We start from the raw sequence: 20,317 nt of genomic DNA, 5'->3' as shown, positions 1-20,317 counted from the left end.
CTAATTCCGCAGTGCTCGCCCAGTAAGATGAAGGAATACGTCTTCTAGGGTAGGTGTTTGGATATCAACCGATTGTAATTTTACTTCCGAGTCTTCTGCCTGCTTTAGAATTGTACTGAAAATATTTACTTCTGCAGGTACAATGACGGTAACCTCTTTTTCCTTTGTTGTTACACGATTAATCGTTGGCTCCGAATGTAGAGACTGCACAAAAGCTTCGTTTAATCGTTCTGCTTTTATAACAATTGTTTTTTCAGAAGCAAGAATACGTTTTATTTCTTCCTTCGTTCCTGAAGCAATCAAGTCTCCTTTATCCATGATGTAAATGCGATCACAAAGAAACTCCACCTCTTCCATGTAATGGCTGGTGTACAAAATGGTCATTTGTTTTTCCTTATTAAGCCGTTTTACCGTTTCTAAAATGTAGTTTCTTGACTGAGGGTCAATTCCGACAGTTGGTTCATCCATAATAAGAAGCTCCGGGTTGTGTAATAATGCAACGCCAATATTTAAACGGCGCTTCATACCACCAGAGAATTTTTTGGCAACGTCTTTTCTTCGATCCGTTAAACCAATAAGGTCTAGAACTTCATCTATTCTTCGTTTCAGATCCGTACCTGACAAACGATAGATCCTGCCAAAAAATTGTAGGTTCTCCTCAGCAGTTAAATCAGGATAAATTGCTATTTCTTGTGGCACCATTCCGATAACTTTTCGAATTGGCCCAGGTCTTTTAATCATGCTGCTGTTATTAAACCGGACGTCACCAGTTGTTGGTTCAACCAAAGATGTTAGCATCGAAATTGCCGTCGACTTACCAGCACCATTCGGACCAAGCAACCCGATAATTTCGCCTTTTTCAATAAACATATTTAAATTTTTCACCGCATAAAATTGTTTGAATTTCTTTGAGATATCAACTAATTCAAGCATTCTCTCGCCTCCAATGGTTCTATTTTACGAAGTTTTTTTGTAAAAGCATACTGTCTGAGGTCACTTCATTTTTTATATGTAGGTGACTTAAGTCATTAGAAAAGCGCAAGCGCCCGTTAAGCGACGTATGGACTGGACTGAACCGAAGGAGATAAAGGAAACACGGTGAGCTAAAGCGAACCGATGTTGACTTATCGTACGGAGGTGAAGGAAGTCCACTAGGCGCTGGAGCTAGACAGAGTTTCGTTTATACTTTCCTTGGTCATTAAAAATAGCCTAGAAAATTCTAAGCTACTTTTTTAATCAAAGATTGGTACATATCCTGTTTTCTCGACGAGACTTTGTCCTTGGTCCGTCAAAATCCATTGGATAAACGGTTCAATATTAGGATTGTTGCTACCAGCAGTTATAGCGTAAAATTGAGCTGCTAACGGATATTCGTCACTACGAATTGTGTCTTTGTTTGGAAAAACTCCATCAATTTTCAAGTGATGAATTGCATCATTTTGGACCATTTCCATAGAGAAATAGCGGAACGAATAACCAATAGCGTTTTTATAATTTCTATAGTCAGATGTTTGCTCAATTATACCTCCCATTCCGGAAACAACATCTTTTGAAGGTGCTTTCATCAAAGGAATCTCTCCCATTACTTTTTCTAAGGTTGTTTGGCTACCACTATTAGCTGGACGTTGAAATGCCTTTATCTCCTTGTCATTTCCACCAACATCACTCCAATTTGTCACTTTGCCAGAATATATATCTTGTATTTGTTTCAATGTAAGTCCTTCAACTGGATTTTGAGCGTTTACAAAAAACACGAATGCTTCTCGTCCAATTGGTGTTAATTTGAGTTCGACCCCTCTCTGTTTTGCATATTGTAATTGATTTTTAGAGGGACCAGCCGCAAATATGATATCAACCTTGCCTTCAATTAAATTTATATACGCACCAGTTGTTTTATTTACCATCACTTCACTGTCGTACAAATCATAGTGTTTATCTGGATAAGTCGCCCGAACAAAAGCGGAATAAAGCGGATAAAGAGCTGTAGCACCGTCTAAAATTGGCAAATCATCCTTTAACTCCAAGGCTGAAGGATTTTTCAGTAAAACTACTTTTGACTCTTCTTTAAATGGCTGGTATTCGTTTAAATCCACCTCTTGATCATCCAGTGTCTCAAAGCTATTATGATAAAGATTTATACCCTCATGGATGATTACTGCAACCAAACATAATGCAAAAAAACTTATCATACATCTTTTGAATGTAACAGGCTTCAAAAACTTGAACATTCCACTGCAGGCAAAGAAAAGGACCCCTACTGTAAGAACAACAATTAATGGCGTATAAAAGTTTATTAGCCCCAAGAGTCCGGTATAGATGATACCTATAAAACCTATAAAGATAATACCTATACTTATCACAATGAATAGTATAATTTTGATTAAAATATTAGCCTCCAGCGCTCTTCCCTCCTTACCCTACTATTCTATATCGTGTTTCACAGCATAAATCGCCAGCTGTGTACGATCACGTAAAGCTGTTTTTTGTAAAATTTGTGTGAGGTGGTTTTTCACAGTACCTATGGAAAGATATAGTTTTTCTGCAATTTCCTTATTTGTCATACCTTCCCCAACCAGTTTAGTAATAGCAAGCTCTCGAGGTGATAGTTGACAATTAATTACGGGTGATTTAGTCTGCTGTAAAAGCCTTGGCATTACTTTGGCTGCAACTTCATCATGAATGGTTAGTCCACCTTTCATGCAACTATGTACCGCGTCAATTAGTTTATCGGATTCCGAAGTTTTCAATAGAAATCCGTTAGCACCTTCCTTCAATGCTTCTAATGCATACTCATCATCGTTAAATGTTGTTAGAATAAGAACCTTAATATCAGGCCATTGTTTCTTTATTTTTCTCGTAGCTTCAATTCCATTCATAACTGGCATCCGTACATCCATCATAACAAAATCAATCATGTATTTTTCCAGAATATCCAATGCTTCTTGTCCGTTTTCTGCTTCATGCGTCACTGTAATGTTCTCATCTTGCTCCAATATTACTTTTAATCCTTGTCTAACAATTGCCTGATCTTCCACTAATAATACCCGCCACATCTCAAACCTCCTCACTTGCATATAACGTTCTTTATCGATATTTTCTATTACTAAACTAATTCTATTTATTTTTACGAAAATCCTGCAATTATTTTCAATACTGGAATTTTGTTTTAACGGCTGCACTGACAATGATTTGACCTGGTTCAATTGGTGTAGATACACTAGCTTCCGCGGTGGAATAGGTTTTAAAGGATGGTGGGGTTTCAATTGTTTCTTCAACTATTTTAATAGGTGTAGGATCAAAACTTATATTTAATGTCTCGGCAATGACTTGTGCTTCAGCAATAGCATTTTTAAGTGCAGCACTAAGTGCTTGATGGTATGCATTTTGTTTATCTTCAATAGAAAACTGAATATTGGATACCTGATTCACACCGTTTTGAACAGCAACATCAATAATTGTTCCTGCTTGGGTAATATCTGTAATCTGAATCGTGATTGTATTAGATACTCTATATTCCTTGAATTGTTGCTTCCCATCAATATAATCGTACACGGGAAATATGTTATATGCGGTCGTTTGGATATTTTCTTTGGGAATCCCCAGCTGTACAAGTGATTGGATAACCTGGTTCATTTTACGTGCATTTTCCTGTTGGGCTTGACTAAGTTGCTCGCTTTCCGTTACGACTTCCAACTGAATACTAACTTTATCTGGATCAAATGGTAGACTTGCATTCCCTGTTACAGTCATAACGCGAGAGAAATCCTGTCTATATTGTTTCATATTTGGATAATACATAATCATTCCGTCCTTTCATTGCTTGTAGGTCACTTGCTAGCTTATGCGAAAGGATTATTTATGTTTACGTACAATTAATATATACTGTTTTCCTCTAAGAAGTCTGTGGAATCGTTCCACTAACAATAAACTGTTTCTCCGTTTGATAGACATGTAGTGTTCCGTTTACCTGACCGATTCTTTCCTTCATGTTCGTTAGGCCAAAACCAAACTCATATGTTTTTGCCTCAAATAGTTGATTGGAAACCTCAAATGAAATATCCTCTTGTGCAGATTTCCCTAAAACAATATGGACTTCTCTCGCCTGGGCATGACGCATTGCATTTGTTAGTGCTTCTTGAATAACTCTATAAAGTACAACACTTTTTTCATTGGACATACTCACAGACAATACACCCTGTTTAATTGTAAATTGCACAAGTATATGGCTCTCTGCTTCTAATTTACGAATTAAATGAACAACAGTAGCAATTCCTTCATTCTCTTCTGTTTGTAATGCTTGGACTGCTTTCCGTGTCTCTTCTAAGCTTTCATTGGCCATTTGTTTTATGTCACCATAATTCGTATCCGGATTTTGGATCCCCAGCATTTCCAATTTCATGATTAAAGCTGTTAAACGATGACCAACAGAATCATGGATATCCCGGGCAATTTTTGTACGTTCTTCCATTCGGGCAGCTACTTCTGTTCGTAAATTAAGTCTTTTCAATTGCCGATATTCACCACTAAGTTTATCGTAAATTTCTTTTTGCTCATTCCGTTCAATTACCATTTGGTTCACCAATAGAACCAGAAAATAAATAAAGATGTTAATCATGACAGTTTCGATCATTCTTGTTTCATTCCCAAAAGTAATGACAACGGAAAGCATAATATTAATGCCTGAATATGTAATCAAAGCAACTTGGTTTAGCTTAAATGTAGCAGTAATCGTTAGGAAAATGAGTAAGAACACAGTAAACATACTGTATGTTCCCACCAGAACAATATGGTGAAGCCCTATAATAATTGATATTCCAATATATAATCCTACTGTCCTTCTACCAGTCGACAAAAGAAAAAACAATGCAATCGCACATGTAAAAAAGATTATACTGTAAGGTATGAATGCCTCGTTTACGGATGTAAAAATTGTGGCGGCAATAAGTAAACAAAACATGCTAAAGCGTAGCCAAAAAACCTTCACGAAATTGCCTCGCTTTCTACTTCTAAATTGTATTACTACTATCTTTCTTTTCTTTCAATTATAATAATACCAAATGGTTCCACAATTAGGGGGCATTCAAATGAAAAATACATTTTTTATTACAGGTTATCCTGGTTTTCTCGCTTCTAGCTTGATCCGTCAACTCATCCATGATCATAAAACAGACCTCGAACATATTTACTTACTTGTTTTACCCAGCCAGGAACAAAAAGCCAAATTAGAATTAGGGAGCTTTATCAGGGAAAACGTATTAGAAGAAAACTCTATATCTATTGTTACTGGTGATATTATAAAACCTATGCTCGAAATATCTATGGAAACTAATCAAAGGCTACTGGAAACAGTCACACATGTTTTCCACCTAGCTGCTATTTATGATCTTGCTGTTCCTATGGATATTGCTTTTGATGTAAATGTTAATGGAACTAATAACGTGAATGACTGGGTAAAGACACTTAAAAAGCTTAAGCGCTACATATATTTCAGTACCGCATATGTATCCGGTCGTCGTGAGGGTAGAATTTTAGAAACAGAACTAGAGAAAGGGCAGCAATTTAAAAATCATTATGAGCAAACAAAATTCAATGCAGAGTTATTGGTTAATCAATTGAAATCAACTGTGCCAACCACCATTATTCGTCCAGGCATAGTGAAAGGTAATTCTAAAACTGGAGAAACCATCAAATTTGATGGTATTTACTTCATGCTTAATTTTCTTGAACATTTAAGTTTCCTCCCTGTTATTCCATACTTAGGAGCAGGTAAACCAGAAGGAAATTTCGTCCCTTCAGATTATGTATTACAAGCAACTAGCTATCTTGCCATGGCAACAATTGGAGAAGGAAAGACGTATCACTTAACAGATCCGAATCCATATAAGATGAGAGAATTGCACAAAGTGCTTTCAGAACATCTTCTAGGGAAAACACCAAAGGGACAAGTTCCGCTTTCGCTTGCTAAAAGTTCATTATTACTTGGCCCTGTCCGAAAATGGCTGCATGTCGAAAAAGAGGCAATGGATTACTTCACCATTCATTCATCCTACGACAGTACTCAGGCAGTTGCAGATTTAGAAGGGTCCGGAATTAAATGCCCAGATTTGAAAGATACAATTACACCAATGATTAATTTTTACCGAAAATATAAACACGACCATAGTAAGCATATTGAAATCAAATAAAGGTTTTCTGCCATGACAGAAAACCTTTATCTATAATTATAAAAGCCTATATGCAACCGTTTATTTTCAGACTTCTGTGAACATTGTACCATTTTTTAACAATTACAACATTTCCGATTTCCTATATTGTATAATGGAAATGGACAGATTATGCGGGCTAGCTTCGATAGAGGCGGTAAGAGGATAAGGTCTTTTACACCGGCGGCTTAAACACCCCTTAAGGAAGGGGGATGAAGCGTGTGATACCAATTGACAAGGCCCTTGAGTTGATGATGATGTTTTCGACGCTTGTGTTGTTGATTGTGAACAGCCGTGAAAAAAAGTAATCACCCTGGGTTAACTGGACAATTACTTTTTTCAATCCCATAACGAAGTCGTCGTGCTTCGCAAATATCTGTCTGGGTCGTAAGTTGCAGCTTACGACCCCTTTTTGCGGCTCACCTTTTTATTCTATTCTTTCTTTTGAAAAAAACAACTAAATAATTTAATACTTTAAAATTATAATCTGAATGGCCTAATTATCTTGATATCAAGATAATTAACAGCAGGAATCCCTCAAATAATGTGTACTTTACTTTATTATACAGTAAATATTCATATTCTTCACTAACATTCGACAAAATTTGCATTATTATTATTCTAACGATTACGAAAACAAAACATTGGGAAAGTATAAAGTGTTAGTTTATCATTCCTTGAAAAGATAATTACTAAACCATTCCCTATTTCAAAAATTATACACAGAAAGAAGGTTTCACAAATGAAAGCAATTATTATTGAGGCATATGGTTCCTCCGATCAGCTGATTGAAAAGGAAGTTCCAATGCCTGTTATAAAAGATACGCAAGTATTGGTGGAACTTCATGCAACATCCATTAATCCAATTGATTGGAAACTACGAAAAGGTTATTTGCAAGAAAAACTCCCATTTGAATTTCCGATTATTTTAGGTTGGGATGTTGCAGGAACAATTAAGGAAATTGGTGAGAACGTTACAAACTTCCAAGTTGGTGACTGGGTGTTTGCAAGACCTGAAACCTCAGCAGGTGGTACGTACGCTGAATATACAACAGTAGATAGGATCTTTTAGCAAAGGTGCCTGAAAATTTGTCTTTTGAAGAAGCAGCATCTGTTCCTTTAGCAGGGCTTACCGCCTGGCAGTGTCTTGTTGACTTTTCGAATATAAAATCTGGTGACAAAGTGTTAATTCATGCTGGTTCAGGTGGTGTTGGAACTTTTGCGATTCAGATTGCAAAAAGCTTTGGTGCATATGTTGCATCAACAGCTAGTGGAAAAAATGAAGCATTCCTAAAAGAATTAGGTGTTGATGAATTTATTAACTATAAAGAAGAAAATTTTAATGAAGTCGTTCAGGATTATGACATCGTCGTCGATACCATGGGCGGTGAAATTCAGGAAAAAAGCTTTGATGTATTAAAAAAAGGTGGAACATTAGTATCCATTGTTCAACCACCAGATGAAAATGTTGCAGAGTCTTATGGAGTTAAAGCCGGTTTTCATTGGTTAGTTCCGGATGGAAAACAACTTGCAGAACTTGGTAATCTAATTAAAAGAGAACAAGTGCAAACAAATGTTGGCCATACATTTCCTTTTAATCAAGAAGGTTTAAGAGAAGCACACAAGCTAAGTGAATCACACCATGCAAAAGGAAAAATTGTAATTAAGATAAAATAGGTCACTAGTTAAACGGTATGAGGTATTATTCCTAATACCGTTTTTTTATTTAGAACTCAATTTATTTTTTTTGTTATTATATGCTTTATTGTTCATATCATGAATGAGATTTACTATAAACACCTCCCCTAAATACTTATTGTAAGATCCAATTTAACATTCCAATTATAAAAACTCCGACAAAACTTAGATTCTCCCTCTTTCTATATTGGGCACACACTCGATTTCCATGAATAAAATAATGGAATCAATAATTGAGTGGAGTGTTTAAGAATGCAAATTCCAACTATCTTGTCGGGGCCTATTATTCGAAGGGTGGAGTCTACAACAGTTTATCTTTGGATTGCTACAAGTGAGGCGTTTCAAATAGACGCGGTGTTGTATCAAGTCATCGGTGGTTCAGCGAATACCCCAACTTACAAAGCTATTGAAATTTACACAGAAACAAATACCATACATGCTGGAGAAAATATGTACATCCATTTAATAAAAGTTAATCCCCAGGCTGAGATATTTCCAACAGATACCTTGATCGGATATAATATCTTATTTACAAATAGAGACGAACAACTTGATCTCGGCAGTTTCAATCTCCTCACACCAAATAATCCCCAATCCATCGTCTATGGAAACCTAGCCTTTCCAACATTTTATATTCAACAAAACAATCCAAGTAATAATTTGTATGGTTCCTGTCGAAAGCCGCACTCTGTAGGTAACAATGCTTTAATTTCTGCTGATATAACCGTACAAGACCATCATTCAGATGTTAAAAAAAGACCTAGTAGTCTATTTCTAATGGGTGATCAAATTTATGCAGATGATGTTGCAGATCCTCTTTTTCATGTTATATCCATGTGGAGTATGAAATTGATGGGAAATGACTTAGAGCAACTCACTGAAGTCGATAAGAGGCTTAAGTTAGACCCTTTTCATTCAGCCGTTGAAAAAATTCATGGAAGGCAATTTATAATGGAACATTTTTGCAAATTCACATCAAGTAATGCTGCAAACCATATGATGCGATTTAGTGAATATGCAGTCATGTATTTGTTGACCTTTGGACCTCAATTATGGGGGGATGATTTGGATGGCACCTTATTCTCTTCATTTGAACAGTTGATGGCTGGAAATCAATTTTATTTTATGTATCCAGACAAACCTGCGAATTACAATAAACGGGCAGATGAATATGAAAATCACGAATTTAGATACAATGATCAACTTAAAAAACTACGTCCATTTATAAAGTCATTGCCGCAAGTTAGACGTGTCCTTGCCAACACACCAACATATATGATATTTGATGACCATGATATAACGGATGACTGGAATATATCCCAGGAATGGAAGGAAAATGTTGCGTGTGAACCACTCGGCAAATATGTGGTAACAAACGGATTATATGCATATAGGCTTTTTCAAGGTTGGGGAAACGATCCAGTCAAATTCAATGATAAGCGTAAGAAGGCCACTAAACTTAACGGTGACGAATGGAGAAATGAAATACTAAATTTCCGTTCGTGGCATTTTGTTCCTACTATTCCTCGTACGCTTTTCCTGGATACAAGAACAATGCGCGAATACGATATTGTTCCAGAACCTATTCGATTTGGGAGTAGGATAGAAGAAGACACAGATGCACCTCAATTAATTGGTGAAAAAGGATGGGAAGTAATAGCTGCAACTTTAGAAAAAAGTGATTGGAACAAAGGAGATGCATTAGCAATTGTATCACCTACACCATTGTATGGCATTGGCGTCATCGAGTCCTTTTTACAGAAATATGTATATCCGCTTCGCATACTTGGTTTTCCTCTTCGTTACGCTTTTGACTTTGAGGCATGGAAATATAACGGGAAGGGATTCAATCGATTTATCCAGCAACTTGCCGCATGGAATCCAAGTCAATGTATTATTTTATCAGGGGATGTTCATTATGCTGGTGCGGTGAAATCGAATGTAACATTCAGTGACAATCAAAAAATCACGATCCAACAATTTACAAGTAGCCCTATTCAGAATATGAGTTTTTCTGGAATTTGGGGAAAATTAATAAAAAGTACGATTTGGTTTAATTCGTTGAAAAGAAAAAAACGGGTTATTTGCCGGTCGTGTGATCAGCAAGATAACCTTATTTTGAAAGCAACAAATTCAGGAGATCATAAATGGCGAGAAGAAATACACTATCTCACCGATTCAAACGGATCGATTATTGAGACTAATAATAATATTGGCTTGTTATCGATAGATTCTTCCTCCGTTACAAATAGATTACTGCAATATAATGGTCAAAGAAAAAATGAAATATTTTATACTGAAAAAGGGGTTCAATCCAAATAGTCTAAGACTTGTCTCCACTCACTCACTTTGCCTTGAAACGATTTAGTATACCTGCCCGGAATTGGACTTGTTGAAGGTAGCTTAATAACTGCTATATCCGCCATCATTGTCAGGTCAACGTTTTTCCTTAAGGTTTGAAAAGATTTTGTACCATTGCACGCAATAAGTCGAATAGTTGGATGCTTCTCTAGCAAGCCAACTATATCATTCGGCTCTTCTTCTGTAATTTTAGCATCTAAACTGCCTTGCCGATAACATGAACCAATTACATCCCATAAAGCAAGATGGTTTTGTTTTATAAAATTTATTTTCGCTTGATAATCAGTTAAAGGATTTTGTGAAAATAACTCAAAAAGAATATCCCAGAAATGATTTCGGGGATTACCGTAGTATTCTTGATTTCTTAACGAGATTACACTTGGCATGGAACCGACAATCAATATCTTTGGATTCGTTGGTATAATTGGTGCAAGACCAATGATCTTAGCCGACATGACAGATCCCCTTCACGGAAAGAATTTTAAGTAATAATGGTGGTTATCTATAAACTATTTCGACTTATTTTTTAAAAATCCTTTTTCATAAGGGCTCTTATAATTAAACAAGGTGTTAGAAAACTCGGCTTATCGCCAAGCCTTAATGGCGAAAGCCTTAGTTGCACTTATGCAGTAAGAAAGGATTTATACTTTCTTACCTGCTAAAAAAGGCAGCCTTTATGACTGCCTTTACCATGTTTTACATATCATGTGATGCGTTATTTTTATCCCTTGAGTGATTCTTGTTTTTAACTTTATGGGAACCACTCAATGGTTCACCGTATGGCTGCTTTGGGCTTTTTGGTAAATTCGGTTCTTCTTGCTGCTTCGGTCCTTTTGGTTTTCCTGACATAATTGCAGTCTCTCCTTTCCTTTTATCTAATTAGTTTTTGGAAATCCTTCACGATTTATGCATGAAAGCATCTATCCCAAACGAGCATAAATTGATATGATTACATGTAATGTGATGATTTGAGGTGGCAAAGTGAAGGCAACGATAATTGGAATCTTATCAGCATTATTTTTCTCTGTAACATTCGTGTTGAATCGTGCAATGGAACTTGAAGGTGGAAGCTGGGTATGGAGCGCTACATTACGTTTTTTCTTCATGCTGCCCCTATTACTCATTATTGTAGGATATAAACGAAATGTCAGACCTGTGTTTACTCATATTAAAAAACAACCGCTCCCCTGGATTATTTGGAGTACGGTTGGATTTGGACTTTTCTACGCACCACTTACATTTGCAACCATCTATGGACCTGGTTGGTTAGTCGCGGCAACTTTCCAGATAACCATAATAGCTGGCTCCCTGCTTGTACCCTTTTTAAGCAAGGGTAAAAAACAACGAATTCCAATGCAAAGTATTTTTATCTCACTTATTATACTAAGTGGAGTTTTTATCATGCAGTTGGAACACGCCTCATCTGTTCCAGTCCTAAACGTCGTATTGTGTGTAATCCCATTAATTATTGCTGCATTTGCCTATCCACTTGGAAATCGGAAAATGATGCAAGTTGTAAACGGACAATTAAACACATTCCAGCGCATATTAGGTATGACAATCGCAAGCATGCCCTTTTGGGTTCTTTTATCAATTTACGGAATCGCAACCCAGGGTGCACCTAGCTCCAATCAAGTGTTACAGACATTTATAGTTGCCGTTTCATCCGGAATTATTGCTACTGTTTTATTTTTCTATGCCACAGAACTTGTTAATCATGATAATCATAAACTTGCAGCAATTGAAGCTACCCAATCTGTAGAGGTTGTTTTTGTCTTATTTGGCGAGCTGTTATTGTTGAGCGCACCATTGCCAAGTGCTATTTCATTTGCAGGTATGGCTCTAGTCATTGCGGGAATGATTTTACACAGTGTGGTATCCTCTTTAGGGAATCGAAAAAAAATGCTTGTACATAAGAAAGTTTCTGGTGATTAAAAAACTGTTATGCCAATTGACATAACAGTAGTTTTTTATTATGAATTCCCCTCTGCACGAGCCATAGCTTCCCGTTCTTGTGCTGGTGTGGTTCCTTTAATAAAGAAGGATAAGATTAGCCCAATAAGAGATATAGCAGTTACCACATAAAAGGCAACATTTACCCCGTGAATAAGTCCATTAGGATCACCAGTGTTTAATGCTGTTGCTGTCATAACTGTAATAAGAACTGCCGTTCCGATTGATGCAGCAACTTGACGCATAGTGTTATTCATCGCTGTACCATGCGGGATAAGCCTGTTTGGTAATTGATTAAGTCCTGCTGTAGTTGCAGGCATCATCACCATGGATATACCAAACATTCGTATCGCAAATACAACTGTTAGATAGGTCAATGACGTATTAGCTGTTAAATCGGTAAACAAGAAAGTAGTTACTGTTAAAATCGCCAACCCAATAATGACCAGCCAACGAGCACCAATTTTATCAAATATCCTCCCTGTTATTGGTGACATGAATCCCATCAACAATGCACCAGGCATGATCATAATTCCGGATTCGATAGCTGTAAAACCAGCCATATTTTGCATATAGATTGGGAGCATTGTCTCTGCGCCAATAAGTCCAATAAATGCAATCATCCCAATCATTGTTGTAATGGTAAACATTTTATATTTAAATACACGGAACTCTAAAATAGGTTGCTTTAATTTAAACTGTCTTGTTATAAAAGCAGTAAGTGAAATTACACCAATAACAAGCGATAAAATCACATAAATACTTGTCCATCCGTAATTACCTGCACTACTAACCCCATATAACAAACCACCGAAACCAAGTGTAGACAATACTATAGATAAATAATCTACTTTTGGAAATGTTCTAGTCGTAACATTTTTCAAAACAAAATAAGCGATAATAATATCGATAATTGCTACAGGTAAAATAATATAAAAGAGATATCTCCAAGGATAATGCTGGACAACCCATCCAGATAACGTAGGCCCTATTGCAGGTGCAAATGATATAATTAGGCCCACCATCCCCATAGCAGATCCTCGTTTTTCAATTGGAAAAATTAATAAGAAAATAGTCATCATTAATGGCAGCATAATCCCCGCTCCTGCCGCTTGAATGATCCTTCCTATCATTAACACAGCGAAATTTGGTGAGAGTGCACAAACTAGTGTACCCGCAGCAAAGATTATCATTGCCGTTAAAAATAGTTTTCGTGTTGTGAAAGTCTCGACCAGGAATGCTGTAATAGGTATCATGATACCATTCACTAACATAAAAATGGTCGTTACCCATTGAGCCGTATTCTCTGTTAGATTCAAATCTTCCATTATATGTGGAATTGCCGTAGCTAATAATAATTGATTTAAAATAGCAACAAAAGCGCCTGTGAGTAACACCGCAACAATCGGAAACTTATTCATGTGTTTAATATCTTCTGTTTGGTCATTTTTCAATTCTTCATCTCCTTATTGCGCGCTTTTTGGTTCGTACAAATCTATCTGCATGATAAGCATTATATGGAAATTGAGACCACACTGTCAATGGTAGCGACTTAGGGTTTTCCCATATTGAGTGCTATACTAGCAATACTTCATTGATTAAGGAGAGCCCTATGAAAATTGAAAATAAAGCTGACATAATTCAAAGCATTTATGATGATGAATGGATGATGGATGTTTTAGTAACAGCGCGTTCATTAAACTTACCCGACTGGTGGATCTGTGCAGGATTTGTACGATCAAAAGTTTGGGATGTTATCCATGGATTCGGGGTTAGAAAAGCTACACAGGATGTTGATGTTGTTTATTTTGATCAGACAAATATAGATGAAACAGAAGAAAAACGTCTTGATAAAAGACTTCATAAAGCTCGGCCAGATATACCTTGGTCAGTGAAAAATGAAGCTAGAATGCATGTCCGTAATAATACGTCACCCTATACAAGTGCAGAGGATGCCATTGCAAAGTTCCCAGAAACCGTAACCTCAATTGGGGTAACGCTGGATAAAAACAATCAACTATTATTAACCACACCACATGGAATCGATGACATACTGAACATGTCTGTGCGCCCCACCCCATATTTTTTGAAAAACGATGATCTTATGAAAATATATCACAACCGCCTTAGGGAAAAGAAATGGGAAGACAAGTGGTATATGGTTAAGATTCACTAGAAAAATGACCTATTATAGTTTACAAACTATTTACTCTAGTTCCGAATTTATATGTTACAATTAATTTGTATGTAGTGATAATTTCATAGAGGGGATTGGTAAAATGTTTGGGAAAGTCGCGTCAGATGTACTTGGAATTAGTGATGTAGGAAAAGTAATCCAACCTGTTGATTACGATAAGGTTGACTCAGATGATTATGTAATGCATGAAGATGACGAAAAAATATTCTTCCTGATTAAATCAAAATCGGATGAATACTGTTTTACAAACAAAGCGTTAATTCATGTCGATGGAACAAGTGCGGCAAGTAAAAAACGTACATTGCGTCGTTTTGATTACCGTTACAATACGATCTCAGATGTAGAACTGGAAACAGCCGGAACGTTAGATAGAGATGTTGAGATCCAATTTAAAATGGGACAAAACGTTCATAACATTGATGTTCATAAGGATCACCTAGATGATTTAAAGGATTTATATAAAGCATTAATTATGATTGCGGAGACAACTAAGAACAATGAAACATATATAAATTATTCCCGTCAAAGTCTTGATTTTGCTTCCTCAACTCTAAGTAACAGCAGAAGTAATGAAAGCAAATTGTCAGATGAGTTCAAAGAAATTAATGAGGCCGCTTTTGCTTGGCTTGTCGAGAATAAAGATAAGTACAGTGTTAAAGATTTCGGTTACATTTTTGAGCGTTATATAAACAATTAATAGTTAAATAGTAGTAGAAAAACTCGGCCAATCGCTATCCAATAGAAAGCTATTGCCCGAGTTTTTTGAAAGATGTTTTGTTGGAGGCATGTGGGTCTCTCCCGAGTTTTAGGTAATGTCTCCCGGGTTAAGAAGATTCTCTCCCGAGTTGTTACCTTTCCCTCCCAGCCATTTACAAGTAATAAAATTTATTCCATCCACTCCAAAAACTCCAACCGATTACCAAATGGATCGATTAAATAAAACCTGTTTGCTCCAGGAAGCCTTTCATCAACTTTAAACGATACATTATTTTCGCTCAAATGTTCCTTCAAACCTTCAACATTCGCCACTCTAAAAGCTGGATGTGCCTTTTTCGCTGGAACGAATTTTTCTTCCATCCCGATATGGAGTTGTATTGATCCTGCAACGAACCATACACCACCGTTTTGTTTTAGCGGCTCCGGTTTCTCTATTTCATCAAATCCAAGCAACTCTACGAAAAACTCTCTGGCTTTTTCTTCCCCGCCTTTTGGTGCAGCTAACTGAACATGATCGATTTTTTCAAAATGAAAAGACATTTCATACATCCCCTCCACGTAAACTTTAATTTATCATATCGTTCATATTGTAAAAAAGATAATACAATTTTCATATCAAAAATGGAAGGTTTTACTTATACATACATTTATTTGAAAATAGTATTAACTCTTCGACAAAATTATAGTATAATTTTCCTATGCTTAATTAAAGTTAAGTATATTTTACTATTTAGCGAAAGGATGTGAGAAAAGTGAAAGTAACACTCGAGAATAGCATCGGTTTAATAAAAGAAGTTAAAGTTGGATTTAGTTGGACTACTTTCTTTTTTGGTTTCTTCCCAGCTTTATTTCGTGGTGATCTAAAATGGGCTGCGATAATGTTTATTATTGCGGTAGCATTAGGAATTGTGACAGCAGGAATTGGTACTTGGATAGGTTCTGTAATTTTTGCATTTATTTATAACAAGATATACATAAAAGAATTGCTAGAAAAAGGATACCTCCCAGCAAGTGAAGAATCCAAAAGAAAATTAGCAAGCTGCGGGATTTCTGTAAAAGCTGCTTAATTAAAGAGTTGAGACTAGATAAATTTCTAGTCTCTATTCCCATACAAAAAGACCAGTTCCCAAAAGGAAACTGGTCTACATTCATTTTAAATGTTATGGAAGCCACAATTGCCGTATATCAAATAAAAAGTTTTAAACCACCACTCCTCAAAGTGGGTGTTTGCAAAAACCTTCCTGTCTTCCTCTCAGTTGGAGGCACGACATTTCAGCCCTTATATAAAACTCCCTATTATAATGTTAGAGGTTAAAACTTAAATTAATACGTACAATGTAGCTTATTTATATCTTACAACGTTCTGCTCGAAATTACAATAGAAAATTTACCCAATTATCAAAATCATCTTTTTGTATTTGTTTTTTTAGCCTTATGTTCTTGTTTTGATTTAGGCTGCTGATTCGCTACATCCTCTGTTTGACCTTGTGGATTCACACTTGAATTCACCTTATTCTTATTGTATAAATTATTCTTTTCACTCAATTGAAACACCTCCATTAGTAGTGTTTCAAAAAGTACATTCAATTATGCAGAACCTACTTTCCACCAAGTGCTTCATACTTATCGCGTAAAGCACGCTTCAATACTTTACCACTTGGATTTTTTGGTAACGTATCAGTAAAGTCGACATATTTGGGAACTTTAAATTTAGAAAGCTTTGATTTACAAAACTGGATGACTTCCTCTTTCGTTATACTAGCGTCATCTTTCGGTACAATTATTGCCGTAACAGCCTCAATCCAGTAAGCATCCGGAATACTCACAACAGCTACCTCTGATACACCATCTATCTGGTAAATTGTTTCCTCTACTTCTCTACTGGAAACATTCACACCACCAGTATTAATCATATCTTTTTTCCGATCAACAATTGTAATATATCCTTCATCATCCATTACTCCTAGATCACCACTATGGAACCAGCCACCTCGAAAAGCTTCGGCGGTTTTTTCTGGGTCGTGTAAATACCCTTTCATTGTGTGTGGTGTGCGGTGTACAATCTCGCCAATTTCATTTCTTGACACTTCGTTATCTTCATCATCTACTATTTTCGTTTGTACATTTAATGACGCTTTGCCAGCTGAACCTAGTTTTCGGAGTTGATCCTCGGGCTGCAATGCTGTTGCAAGTGGGGCCACTTCAGTTTGTCCATAAAAATTCCAGAACTTTGCATTTGGTAGACGTTCCGATAATTCCTTTAAAATTTCTCGTGGCATAATCGCTGCACCATAATAACATTTTTCCAAAGTTGATAAATTCCGCTTATCAAAATCTGGATGACGCAATAACGCAATCCAAACGGTTGGCGGGCAAAATAGCTGCGTTGCGCCTTCTTCTTCAATTGTTTTCAAAATAATTTCAGGACTTGCCTTCCCTAGAATTATTCCACTTGATCCAACGTACACACTAGGTCCCAAAAAAACATGTAGCTGTGCGCTATGATACAGTGGCAATGCATGAATCGCAATATCACGCGCCTCCATTTTTCCATCAACGATACAGCTTACATATTCACTTACCAAACTCTTGTGAGATAACATAACCCCTTTTGGTCTTGATTCGGTTCCACTCGTATATAAAACATGAGCGAGATCATCATCAGCAATTTCTGCATCAACAAAATCGATAGGTTGTCCTTTCCTGAGAACAGACAACGACTCCCAACTTGTTAGTTCGTTTTTCTTTTCAAATGTTGCTGGAACATCCATTAAATAGCGATGATTAATTTCAACTTTTCCTGCAGATTTGTCCAGAACCTCAGCATATTCCTCCGAAGCAATAAATCCACTAACTTCCGCATGTTCAAGAATATATTGCACATCTTCTACTGATAACATGTAATTAATCGGTATCATGACTGCACCAATACGTGCTAAGGCAAAGTTAACCACAACAAAATCCAAGCTGTTTTTGGACATGACTGTAATCATTTGTCCTTTCTGCATACCCCTTTCTATAAAGGCGTGTGCAGTTTGGTTCACTATGTCATCCAGTTCGGCATATGTAAGTCGATGTTCGTCATACGTAATCGCTGGCTTGTCAGGTTCCCGATCTCTTGTCCGTGCTAATAAATCTCCTAACGTATTCCTTCTTGCTCGTTCTAACATGTTGGAAAGTGATACGTGTCTATTTGTCTGCAAGTTCATTATCCCACTCCTCATTTAGATTGAATTTTCTCTCTTTTATTTTATTTCAGATAACTATTTATAGCAAGCTTTTCTTAATATCAAAAAAATGGATATAAGCAGTTAGCTTATATCCATTACTAAATTTATTAATTTGTTTTATGATGGAACTAAAACATTATCAAGTTCTTTACTAATTTCTTTTGAACGTTTTGCAGCATGAGTAACGGCTTCTGTAATTGCTTCCCCACCGTTATTCTTTTTAAGAGCTTCCAATCCGGCTGCAGTAGTACCATTCGGTGATACGATATTGTCAATTAATTCAGCTGGTGTTTCTTCTTTTTCCATAATCATTTTTGCTGCGCCATAAACCGTCTGTGCAGCAATTTTTCGTGCTGTTTTATTATCCATACCGTTAACTTTCCCGATATTCTCCATCTGCTCCATCAAATAATAGAAATAAGCTGGACCGCTCCCTGCTATACCAGTAAATACATCCATTTGATCTTCATCAATGACATATACTTTTCCCATGCACGCAAGAAGCTCCTTGACTGCCTCAGCATTTTGTTCCTTCGTATGCGTTCCCAATGACATCGCTGTAGCAGATTCTTGAATCATACTTGACGTATTTGGCATAACACGGATTACTTCTTGCCCAGCATTCAGCCTTTCTTCCATATAAGAAGTAGATATTCCCGCTAAAACTGAAGTGACTACTTGATTACTAGTAAGTCGATCTTTAATTTCAGAAAGCGTTTTTTCTGCTCCTTTTGGTTTCATTGCTAAAATAAAATAGTCAATTTCCTCGTATGGTAATTCTTTAATCGGAACTGTTCTAACTCCATACTTATATTTAATCAGATTTAGACGATCTTGGTTGCTTTTATTTGTTACAATAATTTGCTTAGTAGGGATTTTTTCATTTTGGATCAACCCGGAAATCATAGCCTCTGCCATATTACCGGCACCTAAAAATGCAACTGTTTTATTTTTTAACATCTGAATCATCTCCATTTGTTTTGTCTTCCGTTCATTCTTCCAACCTTTGTATCGTAACATCTGTGTATTAAGTTTCAAGGGGTATAAAGGAATTGATACGTATAAGCATCAATTAGTGAGGGAAAACGCTTCCATTCGGATTTAAAGGTTACCTAATCATTCCTCATCGCTTTTAATCACGATTAATCGCTAAAATTGGAGGATCAAATTCTTCATTAACACAATATTTCAGGAATATAAAAAACAGGAAAGGCTCGGAATGAGTCTTTCCTGTTTTAAAGTGCAAAAGGGAATCACTTTATTTTCTTAGTCCTTTTCTTCATATAGTTACGTACTGGAAATGGTAAGTATAAAATTAGAAACATAATTAGCGTTACTAATTCTAAAGATAATAGGTACCAAGGGTAGTCTCCCAAATAATCGAGTAGGCTGGGATTAGAGGGTTTTCTTGATAAAAACATATAATTTCCACCAGTAACTATATTCATGAAGAAAACAAAAAGAGCAATCAAATTTAAATAAATCATTGATTTCCATACTGACTTTAAAGTTGGTTTATAATTTTTCACAGAAACCATATAAAATGATGCTAAAACAATAGATATATGGGCGATAAAAAAGTGAAAATAACGATAGTGCGGAAAATTATAATACAACTCTGGTGTTAGTAGGGCTTGTAAAGCACCTCCAACACCCATAAAGAAATTTATTTCAAACAGAGCGTACTTCTCAGTGATTAACATAAAAATACTTAAATATAAAGATATGGAACATAAGTGCAATGGTAAAGTATACGCCATGCTCCAAGCTCCATTAAGCAAATACCATACATTTAATGTTAATTCGGAACAAATTAAACCTAAGAGGATAACATGTTTTATATAGTTAACCCTACTATTATTTCTCAAATAATAAAGAGCTATTGTACACAAAATGGTAATAATTAACATCGCTATATGGGAAAAAGAGAATAAAGTAAAATAATCACCTTCATAGTT

The 20,317-nt window shown here is 36.2% G+C and carries 19 protein-coding genes, 1 other RNA gene and 1 pseudogene; 7 read left to right on the top strand and 14 right to left on the bottom strand.

Features of this window, described 5'->3' with window-relative positions; translation table 11 throughout:
- The 5 genes from LG329_RS14815 to LG329_RS14795 all read right to left on the bottom strand — a co-directional run bounded on the left by LG329_RS14815 (window position 1) and on the right by LG329_RS14795 (window position 4,984).
- The gene (locus LG329_RS14815; RefSeq protein WP_404451590.1) at window positions 1–933 is read right to left on the bottom strand and encodes an ATP-binding cassette domain-containing protein; all 933 of its coding nucleotides are present in this window, start codon (window positions 931–933) and stop codon (window positions 1–3) included.
- 299 nt (window positions 934–1,232) lie between these two features.
- Window positions 1,233–2,189: a PstS family phosphate ABC transporter substrate-binding protein gene (locus tag LG329_RS14810; protein WP_404451589.1), complete on the bottom strand. Its 957-nt coding sequence runs from the start codon at window positions 2,187–2,189 to the stop codon at window positions 1,233–1,235.
- 231 nt (window positions 2,190–2,420) lie between these two features.
- Entirely contained in the window at window positions 2,421–3,053 is a 633-nt protein-coding gene (locus LG329_RS14805; RefSeq protein WP_404451588.1) for a response regulator, read from the bottom strand.
- Window positions 3,054–3,147: 94 nt separating this feature from the next.
- Window positions 3,148–3,798 carry an SIMPL domain-containing protein gene (locus LG329_RS14800; protein ID WP_404451586.1) on the bottom strand — a complete coding sequence of 217 codons (651 nt, stop codon included), beginning with the start codon at window positions 3,796–3,798 and terminating at the stop codon, window positions 3,148–3,150.
- A 94-nt stretch (window positions 3,799–3,892) separates the two neighbouring features.
- Window positions 3,893–4,984 carry a sensor histidine kinase gene (locus LG329_RS14795; protein ID WP_404451584.1) on the bottom strand — a complete coding sequence of 364 codons (1,092 nt, stop codon included), beginning with the start codon at window positions 4,982–4,984 and terminating at the stop codon, window positions 3,893–3,895.
- Window positions 4,985–5,084: 100 nt separating this feature from the next.
- Between LG329_RS14795 and LG329_RS14790 the strand changes: the two genes are divergently transcribed.
- From LG329_RS14790 to LG329_RS14780, 3 genes and pseudogenes are all read left to right on the top strand, one after another.
- The gene (locus LG329_RS14790; protein WP_404451583.1) at window positions 5,085–6,185 is read left to right on the top strand and encodes an SDR family oxidoreductase; all 1,101 of its coding nucleotides are present in this window, start codon (window positions 5,085–5,087) and stop codon (window positions 6,183–6,185) included.
- 760 nt (window positions 6,186–6,945) lie between these two features.
- A pseudogene (locus LG329_RS14785) lies at window positions 6,946–7,880 on the top strand (NADP-dependent oxidoreductase).
- Window positions 7,881–8,153: 273 nt separating this feature from the next.
- Window positions 8,154–10,223: an alkaline phosphatase D family protein gene (locus LG329_RS14780; protein WP_404451582.1), complete on the top strand. Its 2,070-nt coding sequence runs from the start codon at window positions 8,154–8,156 to the stop codon at window positions 10,221–10,223.
- Here LG329_RS14780 and LG329_RS14775 read toward each other — a convergent pair.
- Both LG329_RS14775 and LG329_RS14770 read right to left on the bottom strand, forming a co-directional pair.
- Window positions 10,211–10,717: a DNA-deoxyinosine glycosylase gene (locus LG329_RS14775; protein ID WP_404451581.1), complete on the bottom strand. Its 507-nt coding sequence runs from the start codon at window positions 10,715–10,717 to the stop codon at window positions 10,211–10,213. The genes LG329_RS14780 and LG329_RS14775 overlap by 13 nt on opposite strands.
- Window positions 10,718–10,958: 241 nt before the next feature.
- Window positions 10,959–11,111, bottom strand: a complete 153-nt coding sequence (locus LG329_RS14770) for a small acid-soluble spore protein P (protein ID WP_404451580.1) — start codon at window positions 11,109–11,111, stop codon at window positions 10,959–10,961.
- A gap of 132 nt (window positions 11,112–11,243) precedes the next feature.
- Here LG329_RS14770 and LG329_RS14765 point away from each other — a divergent pair, with 132 nt between their 5' ends.
- Window positions 11,244–12,197, top strand: a complete 954-nt coding sequence (locus tag LG329_RS14765; protein ID WP_404451579.1) for a multidrug resistance efflux transporter family protein — start codon at window positions 11,244–11,246, stop codon at window positions 12,195–12,197.
- A gap of 38 nt (window positions 12,198–12,235) precedes the next feature.
- On the opposite strand, the gene LG329_RS14760 is transcribed toward LG329_RS14765, so the two are convergent.
- On the bottom strand, window positions 12,236–13,669 hold the full coding sequence (locus tag LG329_RS14760) for an MDR family MFS transporter (protein ID WP_404451578.1): 1,434 nt from the start codon (window positions 13,667–13,669) through the stop codon (window positions 12,236–12,238).
- A gap of 158 nt (window positions 13,670–13,827) precedes the next feature.
- On the opposite strand from LG329_RS14760, the gene LG329_RS14755 reads away from it, so the two are divergent.
- The gene (locus LG329_RS14755; protein ID WP_404451577.1) at window positions 13,828–14,391 is read left to right on the top strand and encodes a nucleotidyltransferase family protein; all 564 of its coding nucleotides are present in this window, start codon (window positions 13,828–13,830) and stop codon (window positions 14,389–14,391) included.
- A gap of 103 nt (window positions 14,392–14,494) precedes the next feature.
- Window positions 14,495–15,109, top strand: coding sequence for a PH domain-containing protein (locus LG329_RS14750; RefSeq protein ID WP_404451575.1), 615 nt, complete (start codon window positions 14,495–14,497; stop codon window positions 15,107–15,109).
- A gap of 188 nt (window positions 15,110–15,297) precedes the next feature.
- Here LG329_RS14750 and LG329_RS14745 read toward each other — a convergent pair whose 3' ends face one another.
- Window positions 15,298–15,669, bottom strand: coding sequence for a VOC family protein (locus tag LG329_RS14745; RefSeq protein ID WP_404451574.1), 372 nt, complete (start codon window positions 15,667–15,669; stop codon window positions 15,298–15,300).
- 212 nt (window positions 15,670–15,881) lie between these two features.
- Between LG329_RS14745 and LG329_RS14740 the strand changes: the two genes are divergently transcribed.
- A complete protein-coding gene (locus tag LG329_RS14740; protein WP_404451573.1) occupies window positions 15,882–16,196 on the top strand; it encodes a DUF2628 domain-containing protein in 315 nt (104 codons plus the stop codon).
- Between the two features lie 95 nt (window positions 16,197–16,291).
- Here LG329_RS14740 and ssrS read toward each other — a convergent pair.
- The 5 genes from ssrS to LG329_RS14715 all read right to left on the bottom strand — a co-directional run bounded on the left by ssrS (window position 16,292) and on the right by LG329_RS14715 (window position 20,269).
- Window positions 16,292–16,476, bottom strand: a non-coding RNA gene (gene ssrS / locus LG329_RS14735) — 6S RNA.
- A 57-nt stretch (window positions 16,477–16,533) separates the two neighbouring features.
- Window positions 16,534–16,683 carry a small, acid-soluble spore protein L gene (locus LG329_RS14730; protein ID WP_404456700.1) on the bottom strand — a complete coding sequence of 50 codons (150 nt, stop codon included), beginning with the start codon at window positions 16,681–16,683 and terminating at the stop codon, window positions 16,534–16,536.
- A gap of 44 nt (window positions 16,684–16,727) precedes the next feature.
- Complete coding sequence (locus tag LG329_RS14725; RefSeq protein WP_404451572.1) at window positions 16,728–18,338, bottom strand: acyl-CoA synthetase; 1,611 nt, start codon at window positions 18,336–18,338, stop codon at window positions 16,728–16,730.
- A 138-nt stretch (window positions 18,339–18,476) separates the two neighbouring features.
- Window positions 18,477–19,319, bottom strand: a complete 843-nt coding sequence (gene proC / locus LG329_RS14720; RefSeq protein ID WP_404451571.1) for a pyrroline-5-carboxylate reductase — start codon at window positions 19,317–19,319, stop codon at window positions 18,477–18,479.
- 293 nt (window positions 19,320–19,612) lie between these two features.
- Complete coding sequence (locus LG329_RS14715; RefSeq protein ID WP_404456697.1) at window positions 19,613–20,269, bottom strand: TIGR02206 family membrane protein; 657 nt, start codon at window positions 20,267–20,269, stop codon at window positions 19,613–19,615.
- Window positions 20,270–20,317: the final 48 nt, after the last annotated feature.

This window comes from Virgibacillus necropolis (assembly GCF_044793635.1).
GTDB lineage: Bacteria > Bacillota > Bacilli > Bacillales > Amphibacillaceae > Virgibacillus_F > Virgibacillus_F necropolis_A.
This window is presented reverse-complemented; position numbering and strand designations above follow the sequence as displayed.

Coding starts and splice junctions, on each gene's coding strand:
- LG329_RS14810 (WP_404451589.1), bottom strand. CDS start 2,189: ATGATAAGTTTTTTTGCATTATGTTTGGTTGCAGTAATCATCCATGAG.
- LG329_RS14715 (WP_404456697.1), bottom strand. CDS start 20,269: ATGTTAATTATTACCATTTTGTGTACAATAGCTCTTTATTATTTGAGA.
- LG329_RS14800 (WP_404451586.1), bottom strand. CDS start 3,798: ATGTATTATCCAAATATGAAACAATATAGACAGGATTTCTCTCGCGTT.
- LG329_RS14755 (WP_404451577.1), top strand. CDS start 13,828: ATGAAAATTGAAAATAAAGCTGACATAATTCAAAGCATTTATGATGAT.
- LG329_RS14770 (WP_404451580.1), bottom strand. CDS start 11,111: ATGTCAGGAAAACCAAAAGGACCGAAGCAGCAAGAAGAACCGAATTTA.
- LG329_RS14745 (WP_404451574.1), bottom strand. CDS start 15,669: ATGTCTTTTCATTTTGAAAAAATCGATCATGTTCAGTTAGCTGCACCA.
- LG329_RS14780 (WP_404451582.1), top strand. CDS start 8,154: ATGCAAATTCCAACTATCTTGTCGGGGCCTATTATTCGAAGGGTGGAG.
- LG329_RS14790 (WP_404451583.1), top strand. CDS start 5,085: ATGAAAAATACATTTTTTATTACAGGTTATCCTGGTTTTCTCGCTTCT.
- proC (WP_404451571.1), bottom strand. CDS start 19,319: ATGTTAAAAAATAAAACAGTTGCATTTTTAGGTGCCGGTAATATGGCA.
- LG329_RS14725 (WP_404451572.1), bottom strand. CDS start 18,338: ATGAACTTGCAGACAAATAGACACGTATCACTTTCCAACATGTTAGAA.
- LG329_RS14805 (WP_404451588.1), bottom strand. CDS start 3,053: ATGTGGCGGGTATTATTAGTGGAAGATCAGGCAATTGTTAGACAAGGA.
- LG329_RS14750 (WP_404451575.1), top strand. CDS start 14,495: ATGTTTGGGAAAGTCGCGTCAGATGTACTTGGAATTAGTGATGTAGGA.
- LG329_RS14775 (WP_404451581.1), bottom strand. CDS start 10,717: ATGTCGGCTAAGATCATTGGTCTTGCACCAATTATACCAACGAATCCA.
- LG329_RS14815 (WP_404451590.1), bottom strand. CDS start 933: ATGCTTGAATTAGTTGATATCTCAAAGAAATTCAAACAATTTTATGCG.